This is a genomic window from Cytobacillus sp. NJ13 (genome assembly GCA_030348385.1).
GTDB lineage: Bacteria > Bacillota > Bacilli > Bacillales > Cytobacillaceae > Cytobacillus.
Genome location: JAUCFP010000006.1, coordinates 1,484,775 through 1,506,351 on the forward strand (window position 1 = coordinate 1,484,775; position 21,577 = coordinate 1,506,351).

General features: G+C 35.7%; 21 protein-coding genes and 4 pseudogenes. 5 read left to right on the forward strand and 20 right to left on the reverse strand.

Features of this window, described 5'->3' with window-relative positions:
- Positions 1 to 110 precede the first annotated feature (110 nt).
- A complete protein-coding gene (locus QUF73_07200) occupies positions 111 to 773 on the forward strand; it encodes a TetR/AcrR family transcriptional regulator (protein ID MDM5225998.1) in 663 nt (220 codons plus the stop codon).
- 396 nt (positions 774 to 1,169) lie between these two features.
- Here QUF73_07200 and QUF73_07205 read toward each other — a convergent pair whose 3' ends face one another.
- The 8 genes from QUF73_07205 to QUF73_07240 all read right to left on the reverse strand — a co-directional run bounded on the left by QUF73_07205 (position 1,170) and on the right by QUF73_07240 (position 9,162).
- A complete protein-coding gene (locus tag QUF73_07205) occupies positions 1,170 to 1,436 on the reverse strand; it encodes a phosphocarrier protein HPr (GenBank protein MDM5225999.1) in 267 nt (88 codons plus the stop codon).
- Positions 1,437 to 1,552: 116 nt separating this feature from the next.
- On the reverse strand, positions 1,553 to 2,608 hold the full coding sequence (locus QUF73_07210) for an SIS domain-containing protein (protein MDM5226000.1): 1,056 nt from the start codon (positions 2,606 to 2,608) through the stop codon (positions 1,553 to 1,555).
- A gap of 21 nt (positions 2,609 to 2,629) precedes the next feature.
- On the reverse strand, positions 2,630 to 3,439 hold the full coding sequence (locus QUF73_07215) for a PTS system mannose/fructose/sorbose family transporter subunit IID (GenBank protein ID MDM5226001.1): 810 nt from the start codon (positions 3,437 to 3,439) through the stop codon (positions 2,630 to 2,632).
- Positions 3,432 to 4,229 carry a PTS sugar transporter subunit IIC gene (locus QUF73_07220; protein MDM5226002.1) on the reverse strand — a complete coding sequence of 266 codons (798 nt, stop codon included), beginning with the start codon at positions 4,227 to 4,229 and terminating at the stop codon, positions 3,432 to 3,434. Before QUF73_07220 ends, QUF73_07215 begins: the two co-directional genes overlap by 8 nt.
- 21 nt (positions 4,230 to 4,250) lie before the next feature.
- On the reverse strand, positions 4,251 to 4,727 hold the full coding sequence (locus tag QUF73_07225) for a PTS sugar transporter subunit IIB (GenBank protein ID MDM5226003.1): 477 nt from the start codon (positions 4,725 to 4,727) through the stop codon (positions 4,251 to 4,253).
- Positions 4,705 to 5,145 carry a PTS mannose transporter subunit IIA gene (locus QUF73_07230; protein MDM5226004.1) on the reverse strand — a complete coding sequence of 147 codons (441 nt, stop codon included), beginning with the start codon at positions 5,143 to 5,145 and terminating at the stop codon, positions 4,705 to 4,707. The genes QUF73_07225 and QUF73_07230 overlap by 23 nt, the downstream gene beginning before the upstream one ends.
- 83 nt (positions 5,146 to 5,228) lie before the next feature.
- Positions 5,229 to 8,000 carry a sigma 54-interacting transcriptional regulator gene (locus QUF73_07235; protein ID MDM5226005.1) on the reverse strand — a complete coding sequence of 924 codons (2,772 nt, stop codon included), beginning with the start codon at positions 7,998 to 8,000 and terminating at the stop codon, positions 5,229 to 5,231.
- A 775-nt stretch (positions 8,001 to 8,775) separates the two neighbouring features.
- Complete coding sequence (locus QUF73_07240; protein MDM5226006.1) at positions 8,776 to 9,162, reverse strand: hypothetical protein; 387 nt, start codon at positions 9,160 to 9,162, stop codon at positions 8,776 to 8,778.
- Positions 9,163 to 9,967: 805 nt separating this feature from the next.
- Between QUF73_07240 and rpsI the strand changes: the two are divergent.
- Positions 9,968 to 10,045, forward strand: a pseudogene (rpsI, locus tag QUF73_07245) (30S ribosomal protein S9).
- Positions 10,046 to 10,160: 115 nt separating this feature from the next.
- On the opposite strand, the pseudogene QUF73_07250 reads toward rpsI, so the two are convergent.
- Positions 10,161 to 10,409 (reverse strand): annotated as a pseudogene (locus tag QUF73_07250) (tyrosine-type recombinase/integrase).
- A 46-nt stretch (positions 10,410 to 10,455) separates the two neighbouring features.
- On the opposite strand from QUF73_07250, the gene QUF73_07255 reads away from it, so the two are divergent.
- A complete protein-coding gene (locus tag QUF73_07255; GenBank protein ID MDM5226007.1) occupies positions 10,456 to 11,055 on the forward strand; it encodes an ATP-binding protein in 600 nt (199 codons plus the stop codon).
- 386 nt (positions 11,056 to 11,441) lie between these two features.
- On the opposite strand, the pseudogene QUF73_07260 reads toward QUF73_07255, so the two are convergent.
- The 10 genes and pseudogenes from QUF73_07260 to QUF73_07305 form a co-directional block, all read right to left on the reverse strand.
- Positions 11,442 to 12,152 (reverse strand): annotated as a pseudogene (locus tag QUF73_07260) (IS1595 family transposase).
- 92 nt (positions 12,153 to 12,244) lie between these two features.
- Positions 12,245 to 12,370, reverse strand: coding sequence for a hypothetical protein (locus tag QUF73_07265; protein MDM5226008.1), 126 nt, complete (start codon positions 12,368 to 12,370; stop codon positions 12,245 to 12,247).
- Positions 12,371 to 12,461: 91 nt separating this feature from the next.
- Complete coding sequence (locus tag QUF73_07270; GenBank protein MDM5226009.1) at positions 12,462 to 12,662, reverse strand: hypothetical protein; 201 nt, start codon at positions 12,660 to 12,662, stop codon at positions 12,462 to 12,464.
- Between the two features lie 55 nt (positions 12,663 to 12,717).
- Entirely contained in the window at positions 12,718 to 13,497 is a 780-nt protein-coding gene (locus tag QUF73_07275) for a type II toxin-antitoxin system SpoIISA family toxin (GenBank protein ID MDM5226010.1), read from the reverse strand.
- A gap of 119 nt (positions 13,498 to 13,616) precedes the next feature.
- A complete protein-coding gene (locus tag QUF73_07280) occupies positions 13,617 to 14,513 on the reverse strand; it encodes a hypothetical protein (protein ID MDM5226011.1) in 897 nt (298 codons plus the stop codon).
- Between the two features lie 24 nt (positions 14,514 to 14,537).
- The gene (locus QUF73_07285; protein MDM5226012.1) at positions 14,538 to 14,720 is read right to left on the reverse strand and encodes a hypothetical protein; all 183 of its coding nucleotides are present in this window, start codon (positions 14,718 to 14,720) and stop codon (positions 14,538 to 14,540) included.
- A complete protein-coding gene (locus tag QUF73_07290; protein ID MDM5226013.1) occupies positions 14,720 to 15,241 on the reverse strand; it encodes a hypothetical protein in 522 nt (173 codons plus the stop codon). The genes QUF73_07285 and QUF73_07290 overlap by 1 nt, the downstream gene beginning before the upstream one ends.
- Before the next feature lie 191 nt (positions 15,242 to 15,432).
- Entirely contained in the window at positions 15,433 to 15,591 is a 159-nt protein-coding gene (locus QUF73_07295; GenBank protein ID MDM5226014.1) for a hypothetical protein, read from the reverse strand.
- Positions 15,592 to 16,328: 737 nt separating this feature from the next.
- Positions 16,329 to 17,096 carry an ABC transporter ATP-binding protein gene (locus QUF73_07300; protein MDM5226015.1) on the reverse strand — a complete coding sequence of 256 codons (768 nt, stop codon included), beginning with the start codon at positions 17,094 to 17,096 and terminating at the stop codon, positions 16,329 to 16,331.
- A 169-nt stretch (positions 17,097 to 17,265) separates the two neighbouring features.
- Positions 17,266 to 19,620 (reverse strand): ABC transporter permease, encoded by a 2,355-nt coding sequence (locus QUF73_07305; protein MDM5226016.1) that lies wholly within the window; start codon positions 19,618 to 19,620, stop codon positions 17,266 to 17,268.
- 887 nt (positions 19,621 to 20,507) lie between these two features.
- On the opposite strand from QUF73_07305, the pseudogene QUF73_07310 reads away from it, so the two are divergent.
- Positions 20,508 to 20,639 (forward strand): annotated as a pseudogene (locus tag QUF73_07310) (transposase).
- A 147-nt stretch (positions 20,640 to 20,786) separates the two neighbouring features.
- On the opposite strand, the gene QUF73_07315 reads toward QUF73_07310, so the two are convergent.
- Positions 20,787 to 20,912: a hypothetical protein gene (locus QUF73_07315; GenBank protein ID MDM5226017.1), complete on the reverse strand. Its 126-nt coding sequence runs from the start codon at positions 20,910 to 20,912 to the stop codon at positions 20,787 to 20,789.
- A 405-nt stretch (positions 20,913 to 21,317) separates the two neighbouring features.
- On the opposite strand from QUF73_07315, the gene QUF73_07320 reads away from it, so the two are divergent.
- Complete coding sequence (locus tag QUF73_07320) at positions 21,318 to 21,530, forward strand: hypothetical protein (protein ID MDM5226018.1); 213 nt, start codon at positions 21,318 to 21,320, stop codon at positions 21,528 to 21,530.
- The last annotated feature ends 47 nt before the right edge of the window (positions 21,531 to 21,577 follow it).

Here is a 21,577-nt window from a genome sequence, read left to right on the forward strand (position 1 = left end):
GACATTAGTAACCAAGGAAGCAAGAATAGAAACATATCATAGGGTTAGTAGAAATTTTTTTATTCATCTTACTCTTATAATGTTATAGAATTTTGAAGGGAATGACGGATGTGGATCGAAAAGAGATACAAACGAGACGGATGTGGCAATACTTTATTAACGCCACAACCGATCTAATAGATGAGGAAGGAATTGAAAATCTTACGGCGAGAAAAATCGCGGATAAGGCCGGTTACACAGTATCTACAATCTATAATTATTTTGATGAATTATCCCATCTCATTTTCTTCGCATCTATGAGACAAGTAAGAGAATACACTGAGGATCTTCCTCGTTACATAAAAAGAGGTAAAAACTATTTAGAAAAATACCTGCATACTTGGGAGTGCTTTTGTCATCATTCCTTCCAAAAACCCCAAATTTATTATTCCATTTTCATTACTGATCTAGGCGTTAAACCCGATGAGTTATTTCAGCATTATTACTCTATTTATCATGAAGACTTGTTGGAAATACCAGATGAAATCAAACCATTAATATTAGAACAAGACCTGACAACAAGAAACAAGGGCTTACTTGAAATGGCGTATAGAGAAGGCTCCATTAAATCAGACGAAATTGATGATATTACTGAAATGAGCGTTTTAATCTGGACCGCCATGCTAACCCGGCTACTAAATAAAAGAAAAAGTTATACAGCCGAGGAAGCCACCAAAACCACTATGGCTTATATAAGAAAAATAACGGGTCTAGAAAAATTAGAGGGAAATTAAATTATAGAAATTTCCACTAACCTCCCTCAATAAAAGATGAGAAAACGGCTGTTTACTCATTTTTTCTTAGATTTCACCTGATAAATTACAAAGGCAATTTCTTATCAATCAAATAAAGCCACTAAAAATAATTAATGTTCCTACCTTGAAATATTCAATAGAATCAGACGAATTAGTGGAGTGGATATTTGAGAAATTAAGTAACGATGAAATACAAAAGATCAGCTCTATGCTCCGAATTGCACAGAAAAGATCCTCAGATATTAGGCCTCTTATTGGCACCATTGCCTTAAGCTTATTATTATTAATGCAAAAACCCCTATACATGGGGTTTTTTTGTAACGCTTCTTTATCCTTCAATATAATGTTACTAAATTGCCTTCATTTGAGTTGTTATCATTCCCCCAACCCTTCACGTTTCAATACCTCCTCAATAGCAGCAAGAGCTTCATCTCCATCAGGGCCAGAGGCACTTATTTTTATTTTTGAGCCTTGGTTAATACCTAAAGTCATAATAGTCATGATCGATTTTAAATTCCCCTTGTTTCCATTAAACTCTATGGAAGTATCAGAATGGTACTTGTTTGCGGTTTGAACCAATAGTGTTGCAGGGCGTGCGTGGATCCCTTCTTTATCTACAATAGTAAATGTTTTTTCAGTCATTAGTTAAATCTCCTCTATTCTTTACTTTAAAATACCTAAAAGGTCGTATAATTTTCAGAAAATAACCATAGTCTAAAATATTCTTTCTTTTAAGACTATGGTACCTAATGTGAATATTACTTGTTTAGTTTTTTACTTCCTAATTTCTGATGAAACTTTGGATCTTTTGGAATACTGGGATCCACGCCTCTTAGTTGTGGAATTATTGCACACATTAACTGAATCGGGATAATATATTCATAGGTTTTATAATAAGGGTGGTTAATAAACTCAGCATTCATATTTCGAGAATTTTCATCGGACTCGCATCCAATTACATAGATATTTTCAGTCCAATCAGATAGCACCTCTATCATTTTCTTTACTCGTTTTTCTACACCAGTATCTAAAATAATAATAGTAGAATCTTCATTGACCGCATTATAAATACCATGAATAAATTCTTCGAACTCGTACCCAGATACCGGAATTCTTAGTGTTTCTAACAATTTCAGGGCACTTTCTAATGTATCGCCATAGATTTCACTTGTCCCAATAACTCGAATTTCTTTAGCATTAGATAATTTTTCTTTATTCGCTTCAATCCATTTATAAGACTTATCGTATGTCTTCATAAACTGATTTGCGCTCTTCTCTATTTCAATGATTTCTGCATTATATTCTGCGGATGTAATTTTATTTGTTTCTCTCGCAAGTTGCAGTGCAAATAGAGTCAGGTTTAACTTAGTTGTGTAAAATCCTTTAGTTTTTGCTCCTGCTGTTTCCTCACCACATTTAACTGTCAGGATAAAATCCGCTACCTCATCAATTAATGCATTTTCTTGCCCAGCCATAGAAGCTATAATACATCCTGATTCTTTTGCTAGTTTCATAGCATTGTAAGTTGAGTAACTGCTTCCACCTTGTGATATACCAATTAATATCGTTTTTGAAGAATCCCCTATGAAGGTTTCTCTGCTAATAGCAAATGGATAATAGACATCTACACGAACACCCATTAAGGACTGCATTAACTTTTGTACTTGGAGGCCAGAATGATAGCTTGTACCCGAGCCGGTAACAACAACACGGTCAATTTCTTTATTTTTTACTTCAGCAAATAATTGATCTGCACCTTGAATAATCTCTCTCATTTTTTCCGGGGTTTCTTGCATGTAATCTTCAATTTTCATTTTTCACTCTTCCTCTCTCTATTAAAGTAATCCAATCCAATGCAGAAGTATTCCGACAACGATAATGCCCAAGGTTAGTTTGGTAATACTTACTTTTCTTTTCATTAAGCCATATATGACAAAAGTAGCTATTAAAGGTAGCATATTTGGTAATATTTGATCCAATATATCTTGAAGAACTACCTTTGCCCCGTTAATGTCAAATTCGAGTGGGGTTGTCAGCTTTAACATGGTTGCGACCATTCCTCCAACTACCATTAACCCAACAGTAGTGGTCATCGCCATAATCTTTTCCATTAAACCTTCTTTTTGTATTCTTTCAAGGGAATTTACCCCAACACGGTATCCCAGTTTTAACCCAGCAATTCTTAAAAAGAGGTGGGGAATGTTAAATAATATCAAAAACAAAATAGGTCCAAAAATGTTCCCCTGTGTTGCAAGAGAAACACCAATCCCTGCTGCTATAATTCGGAAGGTCCCCCAAAAAAGCGAGTCACCAATCCCAGCCAGTGGACCCATAAGCGATGCTTTAACCGCATTTATTGAATTCGAATCAAAATTGGAATCGTTAGCATTTTGCTCTTCCATTGCTGCGGATATCCCCATAATGGTTGTTGATACAGCTGGGGTTGTATTAAATATCTCTAAATGTCTATTTAGGGCTTTTACCTGGTCATCGTGCTTGTCATATAATTTCTTGATGACAGGAATCATAGCATAGGCATATCCTAAGTTTTGCATCCGTTCATAGTTAAAGGCTCCTTGAAGGGCAAAGGATCTCCAAAACACTTGGCGTAGTTCTTTTTTAGTTATTTTTTTGGGACTACTCAAAGTCGATCTCCCCTTCCGTTAAGTTATTATTGTTACCCTTTTGGTCATTAGCTTGATTATTGCTGTTATTATTAATAACAAGATTAACAATAATAGCTATACATGCCCCGAACAACGCAATGGCTGTGATATTTAAGTCTAAGAAAGAGGCTGCTAAGAACCCGAGGAAAAAGTAAACGCCCATCTTTTTAGAAAACAGCATATCGAGTAGTAAAGCAAAACCAACTGCAGGTAATAATTTTCCAGCAACCTCTAACCCGCCCAGAATCGTTTCAGGAACAGATTCAATCATATTTTTTACTTGCTCGGCCCCTAGGATAATCGCTAAGACGGTTGGAATAAATACACTTAAGAAAAACAAAATTGGAGGAATCCACATCATTATTGTTACTCCTCGGAAGTTTGCTTTTGCAGCATAGTTGTCAGCCCTATGCATAAAATAAGTATTAATAATCCTTACCAATACACCAAGCGACTGAGCCAAAACGGCAATCGGAACAGCTAGTACCAGTGCAACTTCAACACCTTGTCCGGATATAATCGCAAATGCAGTTCCAAGTACCCCGCCTGTTACAATGTCAGGAGGAGTTGCTGCACCAATTCCGGCAATGCCCATCCAAATTAATTCAAGCTGTGCTCCGATGATGACACCTTGCTGAACATCCCCTAAAACCAAGCCTACTAAGAGACCCAGAACTAAAGGACGCTCTAGCATTAGTACCCCAAAAATCCTGCTATCCAATATTCCAATTCCAGAAATAATTCCTAACATAATTGCTTGAGCTACCATCAAAAACCCCCCTTTATCCTTTTAAATCATATCCTTTAGCCCTTTCTTCTTATCCCGAGGAAGCATTCTAAATTCGAGATCTATTCCCATCTCTTCCATTTCCTTTAAATTTGCAAGATCTTGGTCATCTACTGCTACCAAGTCTGTTAACTTTCTTTTACCTTCTGAATAACGCAATCCGCCAACATTTACCTCATTGATAACCCCTTCTGAAAGTCTTGCAAGTTCAACTGCATCACTAGTATTCTTCACAAGAACTAGAACCTTACTTTTTTGTGATTGTGAAAACTTTTGTACAATCTCTCCGGATTCTTGAACCCCTCGAATATACAGTTTTACGTTGGAAGGTTTGGCTAGATTTAGTGCCATCGCTTTCATTTGGTCATTTTTGGCTTCATCATTAACGACGAGTATGACATTAACCCCTAGAGCTGAGGTCCAGCCATATGCTACTTGACCGTGAATTAGGCGATCGTCAATCCGTAATAGTGAAATCATCACTCATACTTCCTTTCTGGGATTTTAGTAAGTTATTAATATGGATAATTCCATTCTGTGCCGCGCTTATACCTTCTGCAATTGTATCTGCAACGCTTTTTTCCTCGCCTGCCAAGATCAGAGTGAGTATCATTGGCAAGTTTAAGCCAGTGATAATGTCAAAATCATCCATTTCAAGAAGCAGTTCGGTACAAAGATTTGTAACACTACCGCCAAACACATCTGTCAATACGATAAAATGCTCGCCCTCTTTTTTAGTGTTTAATATGTCTTTCAATTCCTCTTTCGCCATATCGCCGGACTTAAGTTTTGTCATCCCAAAATAGGAAACGTTCGTCTGCTTGCCAGCAATCAGCTCTACAGTTTCGATAAATGCTTGAGATAACTCTCCATGAGTGGCGATTAAAAAATGTTTCATATACTATCCCCCTTAATTTATTTATCTTTAATAATGCAAAAAGCATGCCAACTAGTGACATGCTTGAAAAATATTTTTATATTTTATACTAATTCTTTGTTGCGCGGCACATTAGGCTTGATAATATTGTAGATATAACCTATCTCTGCCATCGTCATTTGCACACTATAATTATCTTCCAGCACACTAAATGCACTTTTAATCCACTTAATTTCCTTAGTGTGATTATTTAGAAATTCATCTAAATTTGGATATTCAGATATCGGTGCTTTTCTTATTAATCGCTCAATCATACAGCTTACATGAACAAATAATGCTATTTTTTTGTCATTTGGTAGATTCTTCCCCATCTGTTTTTCAAGTTGAATTATTCCGTGTTCTACTTTACGAATAATTTTTTCAGTATCAAGGATAGTCAAGGAATCAATAACTCTGCCAAGAGAAAAGTTCATGATAATTCTATCGTTTACTTTACGTATTGTGTCGGCATCGGCTATTTTATCGAATATTCGAAACACATCACCTTCTCCCTTACCAGAAATAATATCTTCTAATGAAATAAAATTAACATCCTCTATTTCTGGATTTTCTGTTCCGACTATAGCTAATACTTCATAAATTCTTAAGGGCGCCTCATTCATTCCGTTTTGTTTCAGCCGGTCAAAATCATGTGCTATCACTTTAATATCTAATAAATCTCCAATGCTTTCAGAAAGAAGTTGTTGAATTTGTGTTGCCGTCCCAATTCCAGTAAAGCAAGAAGTTACAATAGCATATTCTTTCCCATTTGTAGGGTAATACAGATTAATACTTGGTTTTGCAGACTTTTTAAGAGGTTCTACCATTTCCTCTATGGTTCTTCCCTGTATTACATAATTTCCAATTTCCAAAGCAGCTGGTGTCGAAACTTGGTCAACAAAAAGAAGTGGACCATCAATCTTATCTTTTATATGGTCATGGATTAAACTCAATGAGCCCATATCGACTAAAACAACTAAACCCGTCGAAGTATCCTGTTCCTCCATATATTGAAGCATCTTTTCTGTAATATCTCGCACGGTTGCATCAACAGGCATGTCAATAGAATCAAAGACATTTACCCCTAATAAACGATTGCATACATTTGCTATGCTGCTCGCAGTTGCATAGCCATGGGCAATAATCATGGCTTTTATCCGGTTATGGAAATGGTTTATTTTCGCCTTACATAAAAATAATGTCATCATTATAATATCTTCAAAATATAAATGAATGTCCATCCGTTTTTCAATAAATAACATCACTTTAGAAACAATTGAGTATTCCATTTTATAATGATCTTTAATGAATTGAAGCATGCGTTGAGATAGAAGCTGTTCCTCTTTCGATAACTGAAAAGGATTAGATTTAAAGAATAAATAGGATGACAATGTATAGACACTGTTACCATCATATTTTACATAATAATTCAATTCTAAATATCTAAAGATATCCTGCATCGTTGAAAGAATAATTTCCATCATTAAATTATTTGATTCATTAGGTCGCTCAAATATTAACCTATCCATCATTGCCGTTATCTCATCAGTACATTTTTCGATAAATACCGATTCTTCGAATTGATTATTTTCAAATTTCATAAAATACTTTAAACAATTCTGGTAGGTTTGTTCAATAAGGGTAATTTTCATTTCATTTACATGGCTGAAAAACTGCTTACTACTTGGTGAAAAAAGCACACTTCCTTCCCTCGTAGAGTAATTATTAAAGAGATAAGATGAGTTCTTGAAAATATGCTTAGGTAAATCCTGCAGGGTTACAAAAATCTTATCCATTGTTTTCGACTTCTTAGAGAAAGCAAATCCGCAAGCATATTTTACCGTATTCTTACATTCACCGATATTGCCGCTATAATGATATTTACTTAATACATCAAGAGTCTTATTGGTCACCTCAATCGGTATACCAAGTAATTTACTCTCTTCCATAAAGAAGTGGTGAATAAACTGTTTTTTCTCATCCGGACCACGATCTTCTAGACTAGGTATATTTACTTTAATTGGAATTCTCCTTAAGAAAGTCTCTAAAAAAACGGACAGACTTTCGGTAGTTGCGAACACCAATCGTACCTTGGACTTTCTAACTATATTCGTTTCACCTAATCGAGTAAATGTCCCCTGGTCCATAAAGGTAAACAGCTTCTCTTGACCTTCTTTATTCAAACGATGGACTTCATCCAAAAACAAGATACCATTATTCGCTTGTTCAATAAGACCCACCTGGTCCTTCAAGGCGCCTGTAAAAGCCCCCTTAGAATGTCCAAATAAATAGCTTGATAATAGTTCTGGATTATTTGCATACTGAGCACAATTAAATACAAAAAAAGGAGCCTGATCCTCAATGATATTTTGCGTTCGTGAATAATCATATATAAGCTTTGCGAAAAATGTTTTCCCTACGCCAGTTGGTCCTAAGAGTAATAAAGGCAAACCCATACTTGGATAGTGAATGGCCGTTTTGACTTGCTCAATAGATTCTTTCAAACTCTTCTCATATCCAATTAGCTTTTTAAAAATCTCCTCTGATTTGGGAATAAGCTCTTTTTCAATCGATTCCAAACTATCATAAACAGTATGTTTCAAACTCCCGTATTGTTTTTCTAACGTTTCTCTATGTATAAAACAAACGGGTCGAGTATTTATTTTTATTAAGATACCATCTTTAGAAAGCTCATTTAATAACCTGCTTGCTCTTGTACGATCTAACTCAAAATGAACCGCTATTGCCTCAGTTTGATATGGTTCAAGGTAGATGCCTTTTTTAAATGAAAACTTGCGAGTGACTTCTTTCATATAAACTACAATCTTATTTCTCATTGCTTTTCCTCCTTCCATATTTTCGTTCAATTATTAATGATCGAAATATTTTAAATAAAACTTTTTTAATTATAACTTAATTTAATGTATTTTTTGCAGCTATCCTAGGTTTTTGTTTGTAATACTAATTATTTCATTTCTACTTTGCATGAAGAATCACATTAAAAGTAATATTCATAAAAAAAACACCCATTCAAGTGCCCGAGTGTTGAAAATAATTAATCAAATCTTATTTAAGGAAATCTTTAATTTGGTATTTTTTGCTTAACACTTTGTTCACTAATCTTTGTCTTAATACAAATCATACTTTATTAACATAAAATCACATTTAACCACCTGGTTTATCAAAACCAACAAAGCAGTAGCATACTAATTAATTATAGGAATTGTTAAATAAAGATGCTGATTTCTTTGTTGAACTACCATGTATTTTCTATGGTAAATCTCTGTTTCATGTGGGTTAACCGGGTCAGTTTAGCTGAATATGGAATAACGAAGTTCAATAAAGAATTTTATAGTAATGTTTTAGAACGTTCACGATAAAATTTTTTTTAATGAAAGTTGCAATAAATGTGGGAGTAGAACCTTTCATGAAGGAGCCGCAGGTACAGACTCTCCAAAACGACAATGATAGGTGACCTGAATCGGAAATTATTATATTACAGAGTGCATGGGAACCTGTAAAATGTTTCTCTCCGTTCAAAAAAGTGCCCTAATAAACCAAGTACAATTAGGGATAAAGGTTATTTATTATTTCCCCATAAAAATGTCAGTCTCAGAACCTATTTGGTGGCATCCAACCACAACTAGGAGGAGGAATTCTCAACTTTCCAGCATTACTGACAATTCCACTTTTTTCATCAACGACAATGATAGGTGCCCCCCTTAATCTATAATAGTTATATTCAGAACATGGGAACTTGTAGAATGTTTCTCTCCCTTCAAAACTTTCCCCTATAAAGCCAACCACCTTCCCGTTGGCATCAGTTGAGAACTTGTTGAGAAGCCTCACACGTGTCGTATAGTCTTCTTCATCGTACGCATAGAAAGCGACTTTCCCATTAGGAATAAAAGTCCCGAAGACCTTATAAATAACTTGATTATTTCTATATTCGTCCCTGACACTTATACCATTGCTAGGGGCGGCAGGTGGATAAGCCATAGTATAGGGCGCTAATTCGTTGTCGACTCTAGCTCGTTCACGACGATGAGGTGGGACACAGACATGATCTGACGGTCGCGTCTCACGCCAGACAAAGCCTTGCTTACATGTATCTGGCCCGTAGGCACCGCCTCCGGGTTGCCGGCGAGACGGCCCCAGTACATTTTCAGAAGCAGTCTCATCGCGTGTTTGCCCAGACACGCATACAAAGTCACCAGAAACTGCTTCCCGCCAGACATAACCCTGCTTACAGGTATAAGGTCCATAAGGAAGAGGCGGAGCGGGCCTTTCATCATTTAACCGTATATGTCCCCTGTTATTTCCACATCCGCAGTCTGTTTGTGTAACTGTTCTATATGCAGGTGCAGCAGGATATGGTCTTGGTTTAGTCTGTTTAGATACTGGATCTAGATAAAAATTATTGCTAGGTTGCGTAGCTGGGTAACTACTTGGGTAATACCAATACATAAAATACACTTCCTTCTTCTTAATTTAAAACACATATTATTAATATGTGCTTTATAACCAAATGTCTCTGGTTAATCAGAATATACAGCCTATTTATGGTTTACAGGCTTCGAAAGTGTAAGAGTAATTCTAATTTAAAAAATATTTATAAAAAGATATTGTTAATTTACAGATGGAATAGCACCCAACTATTTAGTTTAGATATTACAAGCTTTTTTTGACCGCATTTTGCCACAGAACATATACAAATGTTAATTATATAAATTTTTATTTCAGGTAGTAGAAAGGATCTAAGCCTTGTTATGACAAGGATTATGTTATTTCACGCTTCTTCAAATTATCTGCACGTATTAAAGAATGTAAGAAATACGGTCTTAAAGGTGCTCGTCGTGCTCCTCAGTTCTCAAAGCGTTAATTATCAGCGTTTCAAAGACTCTCAACCGATTTGGTTGGGGGTCTTTTTTATTCCTGAAAATTGCTTTTGACCACATTTTGACCACAAAATTATTTTTGACCACATCCGAAAACTTCTAAAGCTCAATATATCTCTGAAACTTCTCAGCGGTCTGTTCTTTTAATGTGTCTGTGACATGTGTATAGACGTTCCTTGTCATTTGAATATCTGAGTGGCCCAATCGTTCTTGAACCTTTTTAATGTTTGCGCCTGCTTCAAATAACAAAGACGCGTGTGTATGGCGTAATCCATGTATAGTGATTGGGTGAAGATTGTATTGTTTGACTATAATATTAAGCTTCTCGTTTAAATAAGCCAATCTAAGTGATGCCAAAGTTTTCGAGAGCAACAAAACGATCTTACATGAACAATTGGCCAATCGCTTTGAAAATGAATATTGGCATAATCCGGATGATTTGATAAATACTAGATTTAAAAATTTTATGGTTGAATCCTATGGCAGTATGTATACTGCCAAAAGGGCAGCTATGGATTATGTAAAGGTGTTTAAAAACGTTCCAGAGCAAAGATATAACATTTTGTTTATGGGCAACCCAGGGACTGGTAAGACTCATTTGGCAACTGCTATTGCCAGGACTCTTAAAAAAGAGGGATTTCTTGTTGGTTTTTTAACAACTGGAGGACTTCTTTCTAAAATAAAAGCTACTTATCAAAAAGGGGCGTGTAGGACTGAAGAGGGTATAATTAATGATCTTAGGAAGTTCGAACTTCTTGTACTTGATGATTTGGGTTCTGAAGCACGAAGCAAAGATGAATCTGATTGGAGTAAAAATAAACTGTTTGAGATCGTCAACCTTAGGATGGGAAAGCCGACGATCTACACAAGTAACTTTAACGAACAGCACTTATCGACTGCTATCGGTGAGCGTGTTCTTAGTCGTTTATACCATAATACCAAGTTTATTGAATTAGTAACAGACGACTTTCGAAAAAAATTTCAGATTCAATAGGTTCGGTTAAAGGTCTATCATTTTTGTCAGGATACACAATACGAAAAGATAACATAGAAGTAACCAGTTGGAGTAGGAGGTGTGCAATGAGGGATAATGATACCAGACAGAAATTTATTGAGTTAAGGGCAAAAGGATTAAGCTTTAACAAGATTGCAAAGGCTGTTTTCGTAAAGATTGTTGTTTTTTAAAATACGAATTAGTAGAATAAATTGTGTATTGTATTAATAGAGTAAAATATGACCATTTAAGGGAGGTATAGCTTTGAAAAAGGTAGTATTAGCTATTTTAGTAATACTCGTCATATTAAACATTTTGTACTTTCTTACAACGAATTCACCATCATAAACTACAAATTAAGCTATGCCTCTTTTTGAGGCTATTTTTTATGCACATCTCAGCATTTCGACAGTAATTTGACTTGATTTTTGGCACGCCAAAATAAGCATTTGTTCAACCTGTTTTTCAAATGCTAGATTCTTTCCTAAGTCAAGCCAGCGGAACCAATAGAGGTAATTATCTAAGTATTTTGTCGCAACACCTTGAAATCGTTCCATCCACTTTTTTAGTCGATTATGAAAATTATTGACGTGTTGTATATGATAGATTCCTTTTTTCACTCTTTGTTTTTGTCGTTCGTTTACAGGCTCGTGTTGTAGATTTTTCATCTTGGCGAACTTCTTATAGTTCGTCGCTGTGTCGGTGCATAACAAAGAGGATGGGTCAATGAATTGTCCAATTACTGCGTCTATTTCTTCAGCTTTCACACGCCCAGTACCTGCCTTACGAGCAATTACATTGCCTATGCGGTCTTGTGCAACCACAACTGCAATCTTTTGATTAGAGATTCCTCGTTTCTGGTCCTTTTCACTACGTTTTTTTGGTTTTCTGTGAACGATTTCTCTTCCTTTCATAGATTCACGGAAGAATGTCTCATCACTTTCAATAATTCCCGTTAAATGAGCAAATCCTTGCGTTCCTAATGCAATGAGAATCTTATGTCTCCAATAAAATGCAGTAGAAAGGTGAATTTTCAGTCGTTTGGCTATTTTCGGTAATGTATATCCTTCGACCATCATTTCAATATAGAAAATGAAATGAACGCCCGCGTGGGTGTTAGTAAAAAGAAATGAAGAAGTATGAGTTTAGTATATCATCCCTATTAGTCATAAAAAAGGAAAGATTGAAGTTATCTGTTTTCCGCTCCCTTTTCTTTCAATACTTCTATCACCTTTTCGTTTTCCTTTGCCACTTTAAATCCCATATCTTTAACAACGGTCTTCTTTCGAGGCTTCAGATTCTTATCTTCTCCCATAGTTATCCTCCTTATATAAGAAGTATATCCATGGACCTTTTGCAATATGACCATAAAAAAAGCAAAGGCATTTTGCCTTTGCTTCCAGTCTCTATTGGTTATTTAACAACTCTAACACCTTTTTATTCATTTCATTTACACCACTAAATGAGTCTCCAGGTGCAACTTTGGTTAATTTCTTTCCGCGACTATTAATTGCAGGGGGTTCTCCAGAGGGAGTAACCATTCTGCCTGCTCGGCCTCTATACTTCTTAACCTTTTTTCTTGAATGAGCAATTCTGTTAGCAATCATAGTTAATCATCCTCCATTGGATTGATTATAGTTAATTATACCACTAATGCGCGTATTAACACATCTCCCATTCAAAAATACTGATGAGATTGACAATATTAAGAGCATCAATTCCTGTTACTTCAACATCTTTGCTGCTAACTAAAGCTAAGTAGGTATGCTGGCCATAAAAAGGAACAATAAATAATTCTTCTATGACCAATGGCAAGCTTTCTGCATCAGCTAGGCGGTTCGAGACATCTTGCAAATCTTCAATGTTCACATTATATCTTCTTTCAACCTGCTCTAGTGAAACCATAATGGCATTAATTAATTCCTCCTGATTTTGATAATCGGGTATTAGGAATAATTTTAGTTTGAAATCAAAAAAACCAGTATATTTACTTACGTATTCACAAAGCTCTTTTTCATATTCTGTCCAACTTGAAACCGGCTGCTTTCCCATGAAATAGTCTTCAGATTCTTGGATCACTCCAGTAAAGGTATTTGCTTTTTGAGTAACAAAGCCTAATGTCCTTTGGTTCTTTTCTAGTGTCTCTCGAATTAAATCTTCATGCTGAAGTTCAGCATTAAATATCTTTAATATATTTGGTGTTTGAAACACTGCAAGATCCACAAAGACAATGAAAGCTGTCATTTGGAGCAAAAGCTGCCAGTCCATATAATCCATCTCTTGAAAGATAAATCCCAGACAAAGGGCCGTTAAGAACATTACATATAAGCTTTTCCGAAGTCTTCCTATGTGTAAGATAAAGCCTTCACGGTTCCTAAAATAATAAATTAAGCTGCCAACTAAGTACAAGATGCAAACGCCAAAAAATATTTTTAAGTACATGTAAGTACTCCTTTCATCCAGGTAAAGAAACCTAAACCTGACAATCTATGTGTGTACTTATTCCAATAGATTAATTATATGAAAAGAGCCTTATTGGAGTATACCAATAAGGCCTCTCATTAATCTTTTGCAACAAATTCAGCAAACGTTTTATTAGATGGAGACAGCGTCTCATCATCAAACTCTGCATTTTGATATTTCTCAACCAACATACGGGTTTGAGGATTCACATGACCATTATTAGGAGTAGAAAGAAATACATAAGGAATGTGCTGCAGCTTATCCAGAGAATCAATATTATATTCCCCATAGCTCCAACAAACTCTGTGATCTCCAAATACATTCGAATATGGATAATGGTACAAGCGAGTGTCTTCTTTCAAAATCTTATCCTTTACACAGGCAATTTTGATTTTACTAATCCGTTGATTCTGAATACTGAAATAAAATAGCATTTCAGGATGACCTACTTGTGTGTACTCTACATCATGGTAGCGAACTTTCCTTTTCTCTTTTGGCACTTTAATAACAACCGTTTCACTTATTAAGTCTTTTTGGTAGTACACAATATCTTTAGGCATAAAGCTATTACAAAGTACTCGATTCGGTACAGCTGTACTTATGGCTTTCTCTAGCCAATCGTTTTGTGCTTTCGTAACAATGGAAAAAAATAGTTCCTTAAGTTCTTCTTGATTCTCTGTCATGGCCACTTTTTTAGCTGCGACATCCAAAATCTTTGAAAGGGCAGGAGTAGATAGTTCTTTGTTTACCTCTGCTTTGTCTAATACTGTAAGCAGTAATGACTGAAACTCCACAGAGTCAGATTTCATCTTATCAACATTTTTCAAAGCCGATCCAAGGATGCTTCTCAGACCCATCAGATCAATCTTTTGAATGTCTACTTTATCTAGTAGAAGTATCAATAAATCTATATAATATTGGTTTTTTTCAAGAGAATCTTTTTCATTTTTTATTTTTTGAATTAGATTTTCAAAAACCGTTCCTACATAGCGCACGTCTGCCTCTTCATCGATATACTTCTAAATAACTTCTAGATATTCCTTTTCAAATAAATAATTTAGCAATTCTTGTTCATCTATAGCACTGAGCATACTTCTAATAAAATCGTCAGTCAGCGCTTTTCTTCTACCAATTTGAATATCTCCATCGAATTTCTTTATCTCAACATGTTTTGACCCATCTAACACAACTTCCATTCGCATTAAGCTACACTCTCCTTTGATAATTCTTGTCTTATTTCCTCTAATAAGGCTTGTAACCGATCCTTTAACAGCAAAATACTTTCAAAAAAGCTGTACATAGGGCCGTAACAAAAATCAAAATAGAGACCAATATTTCCATCCTCGCAAAATAGCATTTTTACCGTAAACTCTCCAAAGTCTCCATCCCAAAATTCATGGTAAGACTTAATGATTTGCTGGAACTTTAAGTGTATCGACTCTGGAACCGTTCCAATTTCTTTATAAACTTGTTTCAATTCGGGACTATTCATTATCACCATTTCTACACCATTGTCATTGGTGTTGGAATCTATTTGTGTCCATTCATTTCCTAGACAAATCATACTAAGCAGGAATTCTACTCCCTCATCACTACTTGCATAATATTCAAAGTGATCAGGTGGATAAAGTCCTCTCATTTCAAATAAAATTTTTGCTTGTATGACGCGATCAATTGCATCCTGAAATTCACTTTTATCCATTTCTGACAAACCAGGTAGCATCAATATTCCTCCTTAAAAAAACCGTTTCTTTTTAGGTTTCGATTGCCTCCAAATGGTGGAGATAATTTCACCTATATAGCAAATCTCCCTAAAGTCATTTGAATATAAATGATATCTTTCCTGAATCTCATGATCTTCGTACTCCCCTGCCTCCATGCTGGGAATAAAGTAAATATCACCTAAAGCCATTTCTAATGTTTTCTATCAGTTTTCTCTATGAATTCCTTTATCTCACCAAACGTATTTCCAGGTGAAAAAATAAGAGTATTAAACACATCCATCGTATTTTCGCTGTCTATTCCCGGCTCTCCGTTACTTTCGAGTTCAGTCCAGACTTTTTCAAGATTCATATCAATTCCTCCAAAATATAAAAACGGTTACTTAAATATCATTATACAAGAATAATTTGGGTTTCTTATCCCCGTTTGTACAATTTTACTGCAGGGATTGTGTTATGAGGTAATTAAACTCCTTATATTCCCATAAAGAAGTAGACAGACAAAAAATTCATCTAACTAGTTCTCTAATTAGCGTTAATCCTTCTTAACGTTTAATATGATATAATTTAAAAAACACCCAATCCCAAGTATATCAAGGGTTTGAGCGTTTCCTTAACCGAGATTATGAAAGCGTTAATTTGTATTATACGAACTTATCTACCATTATTTTACATAAACTAATCATACAGTTCTGTCTTTAGACAACTCAGTTGTGAATTATACACCTCCATAGTGACTATACAACTTAGTCGTGAACTGAACAACTTAATCGTTCGTGAATCATAAAACCTGATATGTAATTTCTTATCAGGTTTTTGATAGCTTATGAAAAATGACTCCTCTTATCTTTATTACTTAATAACAAAACCAAAGTGTTTTTTAAAAGTAAGTTGTACTATTTTAAAGTAAATTAAACTCTAGATAATTAAAGGAATGTCCCAATGTTGGAGATATTCCTTTTTTCAAAGCAAATATTATTTAATCCTCATTAAACAAAAGCACCTGATAGTATTTCACAAATTATCTTGTGGAAAAAAAGACGACCTTCATCTTGAAAAAAGCCTGGGATATTGATGAAAAATGAAAAATTAGAATCCATTTTCCACTAACCATTTCATAATGCTTTCTTCTCTTTCCTTACTATCGTCAAGCTGCAAATCGTATTTGCTCATTTTCTTCTGTGCAACAATAGCTCCATCTACCATAAATAATACTCTTTCGGTTTTTGCTGCCACCTTTGCATCATGCGTTACGAGCATTACGGTTGTCCCTTTTATATTAATCTCTGCAAGAATTGACATAATCTCTTCTGTCGATTTGGAATTTAATGATCCAGTCGGTTCATCTCCAAATATGATATCCGGATCATTTATCAATGCTCTGCAGATGCCGACTCTCTGCAGCTGTCCGCCGGATGCCTGGGTGATAGTATGATCTGCAAGCTTTGCAATTCCTGTCATGTGCAACAGTTTTTTTGCTTTTTGGTTTACCGCATGTTTATCCGCATCTTTTGATACAAGAGCAGGAAACATAACATTGTCAATCACTGACAGATTCTTTAAAAGATTAATATCCTGAAAGATAAATCCCATGTGATTCATCCGAATCTTCGCCAGTTCTTCTTCTTTTAGACAGCCGATTTCACGGCCTTTAAATTTCACACTACCTGAGGTTATTCTATCCATACCGCTTACATTATATAGCAGCGTTGACTTACCGCTTCCGGATGGGCCCATGACCGATAAGAATTCACCTTTTTCTATCGCCAAGTTTACATCCTTTAAGATATGAAGCACATTATCTTTTCCTAATTCTACTTTTTTGTTCATACTTCTTGCTTCTATTATATTGCTCATCTATATTCCTCCAACGCCAAACATTTTAATCACAGGCTATATACATTAGAGGCACCTGGAATGTCTTATTTTTCAGGAATCTGCATTCTTTTCTGCATTGGTGCCTTCATGCAGGAGACTTCTTCCACCTTCGCAGACCCGTATCCTGTACGGACTTTTTTCAGCAGTTCTAACTTCTTAAAACGACTGATAAATCATCTTTTACGGCTACCTTACAGGACACATAAATCGTAAAGCCGACTACTATAATGAGCGCCAATGGACATAGCAGCCATGTCTGCCAGGCAACATTAACCAATTCAATTTTTGCAGCTCCCATAGTGGACATTGCCATACTTACAAGAAACTCTCCTAAATAAGTAGAAGCCAGCACTCCTAAAATGATTCCCAATACGAGTACCATCAACGTTCCTGCCATATATTGATGACTGATATTTTTAGAGGTTAATCCCACACTTCTCATGATGGCAATCTGAGACATATCCTTTGATAATAGCATCCGAAGGAATAGTGCCGTGATCAATACAGCTATGATTACTGCAATAGCGAATGCGCCTATCACAACTGAGCTCATCTGATCAATGATATTTCCAAGCGTCTGCTGCGTATATTCTTGAATATTATTTACCTGCGCGGAATCATAGGCATTCTGGTAATAGTCCATTTTCTCACGAATATTAACGCCTGGCGCAGCATCCATGTATACAATATACCAAAGGGCGGCCTCTTCACTTACACCAAGACTGGTATGCGCCTTTGCTGTTTTCCCGCCATTTGTAATATCTTGATAAATACCCGTTACTTTCAAAGTCTCTTCTGTCCCGCCAGCCTTGACTGTTACTTCATCTCCCACTTTCTTGTTTAATCCGTCTTTTGACGCATTAGCATAGGAAAGTGAGATTTCTCTTTTACCCTTCGGCTCTCTTCCTTCCAGATATTTTAATGGAAATACGGAAAAATCGCCGATTTCAATATTCATATAGTCCCAGGAACCTTCCGCATTTTTGATCTGGTAGGAACTTGTGATGTATGCCGCATACTTTTCAATATCCGAATCGTCTTTCAGCTCTTCCTGCAGCTTTTGAAAATCTTCTGTAATACTATCGGTCCTTCGAAGGTCGAATCTCATGTCGGATTTTCCGATCCCCATGTAAGTGGAAAATTGCGGTGAATTCATGGTGTTATACACATTTAACGGAAGAATGACAATAAAAGTACAAACAGCAAAGATAATGAACAGTAATCGGTATATTTTCAATCGTTTCCATACATCCCTCAGTCCCATATAAATATTGGTGCTGAAGAATTTGTTCTTAAGCAGCGAGAAACTGTATTTTCGGTTCTTCCCGCGCTCCATGATATCGGAACGCAATGCTTCCACCGCCGAAATTTTATCGATTCTTTTCAATAATCGCTTGCAGTAAATCACAATCATGAAATAGACCAATAATGGAGCAATAAGAGATAGTACATATTTTAAATTCCCTGATAAATCTGAGGATATATAAAGTCTCATATTCCCGTTAAACAGATTGACCAAGGCAAAGGAAAGCAGATAGCCTATGATACCGGCAGCTGCTGACATGACTCTGTATTTGTTCATATACACCTTCTTAATATCTTTTTTGGATATTCCTATTGCATTCATCACACCGATTTCTCTTAAATCTTCATCAATCGTTGCCAAAAATGTAAGCCTGATACAAAGCGAAGCGATAATAATCAGCAGTATACTGATAAGTATAATGACCATCACAACTGCGGCATCTGACATGGCATTAAACAACAGAAATACCATTCCTCCGATAGCAGGACCGTTTACCGGAAGACCTGCTTCCATATAGGCAGTCTGCAGTCCTTGAGAATCCCCGTTTTCATTCAGTTTAAATTCAATCAGATATTCCAGTTCCCCTACCTGCTTTTCAACCATTTCATCATAGTCCGCCTGATTAATAACAAACCGTTTCGAAGAAGTAAGGGAAGAGTTCATCTCATAATCTCTTGCATAATCTGAAATGGTAAATTCTTTCTGATACCCTTCAGTTTCCACTGTAATCGTATCACCTATTTTTAAGTCATATTCTTCCATGAAATAGATGGGAACCGCCACTTCGCTCTCTTTTATTTCTAGCCTTTTATTATCCAGATCCAATATAAAATCAAATTTCTTGTTCTGAACAACAAATGAAATATCCTGTACCGTACCAGCCATCGTCTCATTGTTGCCAAAATGGATATTCATGCCTTCAAAACCCAGAAGTACCATCGTCTCCTGCATCGCTATATGCTCCTGCTGTGCTTCTGTAAATCTATCAATTTCTGCCTGGTCATATTCTCCGGAATGCATCTGTGCAAGGTCAGCTGGGACTGCACGTTCCTGCAGTTCCGACATCGACTGTATCAGATTTGCAACAATATTTGTTGCACTCGCTCCCAAAAGAACTGCCAGAGTTATAAAAACTAACACTGTCACATTTACGATTTTCTTCCTGAGGAAATCATTCTTTACAATTTTTAAAAACAAAATTTTTCCTCCCTTCTGTCCAGATAATTTTTTTCTATTTCTATAACTTTTTCATTTCCAGAACAAGCACTAAACAAGAATGACAAAATTAACCTTAAACATATAAAAGGATAGTTATTAATACTCACTCTTTCCTCTGCCAAACCCAATATCGTTTAATACTGCATTTTAAGGTAACTAAAATCCTTTATGGTTTACAAAATTTAACTATTTATTCACATTCCTTCTTCCACTATATTGCACCGTTAGCATAATAAAAAAACTGACAATTGAATGATAATCTACCGATAATAAACCTTTTATCGCTAATAAACACAAATTATTAAGATACAAAATCATTAAATAAAAAGCATTCCACTTATGTAAATATAACAATTTAATGGAAATTTTTAATACCTTTTAAGGCTGAATTTTCCATACAACCTTAGATGTAGATTTCCACAGTTATTATTTTCTGATTTAGCTAACGTGCACGGCAACACAATCGGATACAGAAGGTGCTTGAAGGAGCGAACATTAAACTCGGCTCTGTGGTTTCCGGCATCATAGGTGTTTCGGCAAAGGACATGCTTTACGCCATCGCAGAGGGCGAAGACGATCCTGAGAAACTATCAAACTTGGCACGTCGAACGATGAAATAGAAGAAAGTTGAACTTGAACTGGCTCCTCGAGGCTATGTAAACCCGCATCAACGATTGATGCTCAAGACAATTTTAACTCTCATTGACTTCCTTACTGAACAGATAGAGCTGCTAGACAAGGAAATCGCCGAGAGGGTAAGCGAATATCAGGAAGATATCGAACCCATTCCTGGCATAGCCACAAGGATGGCTGAACAAATACTCGCCGAGATTGGTACCAATGTGGGTTCGTAATTCCTCAGTGCTGAACACTTATGTTCTTGGGCTTCATTGGTTCTTGAACACAATGAAAGTGCTGGAAAGCGGAAATCATCAAGAGCCAAAAAAGGAAACAAGTATCTTCGTTCTGCATTAACTGAAGCAGCTCAATCAGTTTAATTGATCTAATGAGGCATCCATTACTTCCACTTTATACTTTTCCTTAAAAAAACTTAAAACTTCGTTCTTGTCTTTTTCTTTTAGCTCATCAAAATTACTCATATCAATTGCTATATACTTAAGATCACTACTTAAAGTATCATCTTTTTACATTATTGAATCTAGTCCAATACTGTAAATTTCACCTAAATATTCTTTAGGATTTTCTCCATTAGAACAAGCAGCCAAATTTAATACAACAATAAATATTACGATTATATGCTTAATCTTCAAGTCAGTCCCCCTTTGTGCTTATTAGTCGAAGTATAAATGGCTAACGTTTCTCTATGATCAGGTATTTCAATATCCTGTATAATACAAAAGCACGATTCTCTGTTGAAGAAGAATCGCGCCCTATTCTTGAATAACACATAAGCTTCTATTAGCTGGTTTTATGGAATATGTAAAAATAAGAAAGGACTTCAGCCATTTTTGCGAATGTTAGCTCATCCAGTATTCCGGTAAACGAATAAATTTGACATTATAAAATTGCCGGCAATCAGCACACCAATAGCAGTAGCTAAGATTTTATACATAGTAACACTTGGTTTCACAAAATGTTGAATGCCATTAATAAAAAATTCAAGTGCGGAGATGATATAAGAGTATTTTTAAAAGACTTTAAAAGGAGTGAAAACAATGAATCAGCAAATTGACACAAATCAGCTTACTCAAGCAAAGGCAAATGTAAATTTATCCGTATCCTTAATTACACAGGCACTTGAAAAATCTGCTTCTGACCAAACATTAGCCCAAGAGGCAATCAAGCAAGCTTCGAATGAACTGGCACAGGCCCAAAGTGCATTAATTCAAGCACAAAATGCGACGAAAGTTCAAGCGCAAACAGAATAAATAATTCTTTGCCGCATGGGAATTCCAGCTAATTATACCCCGGCATT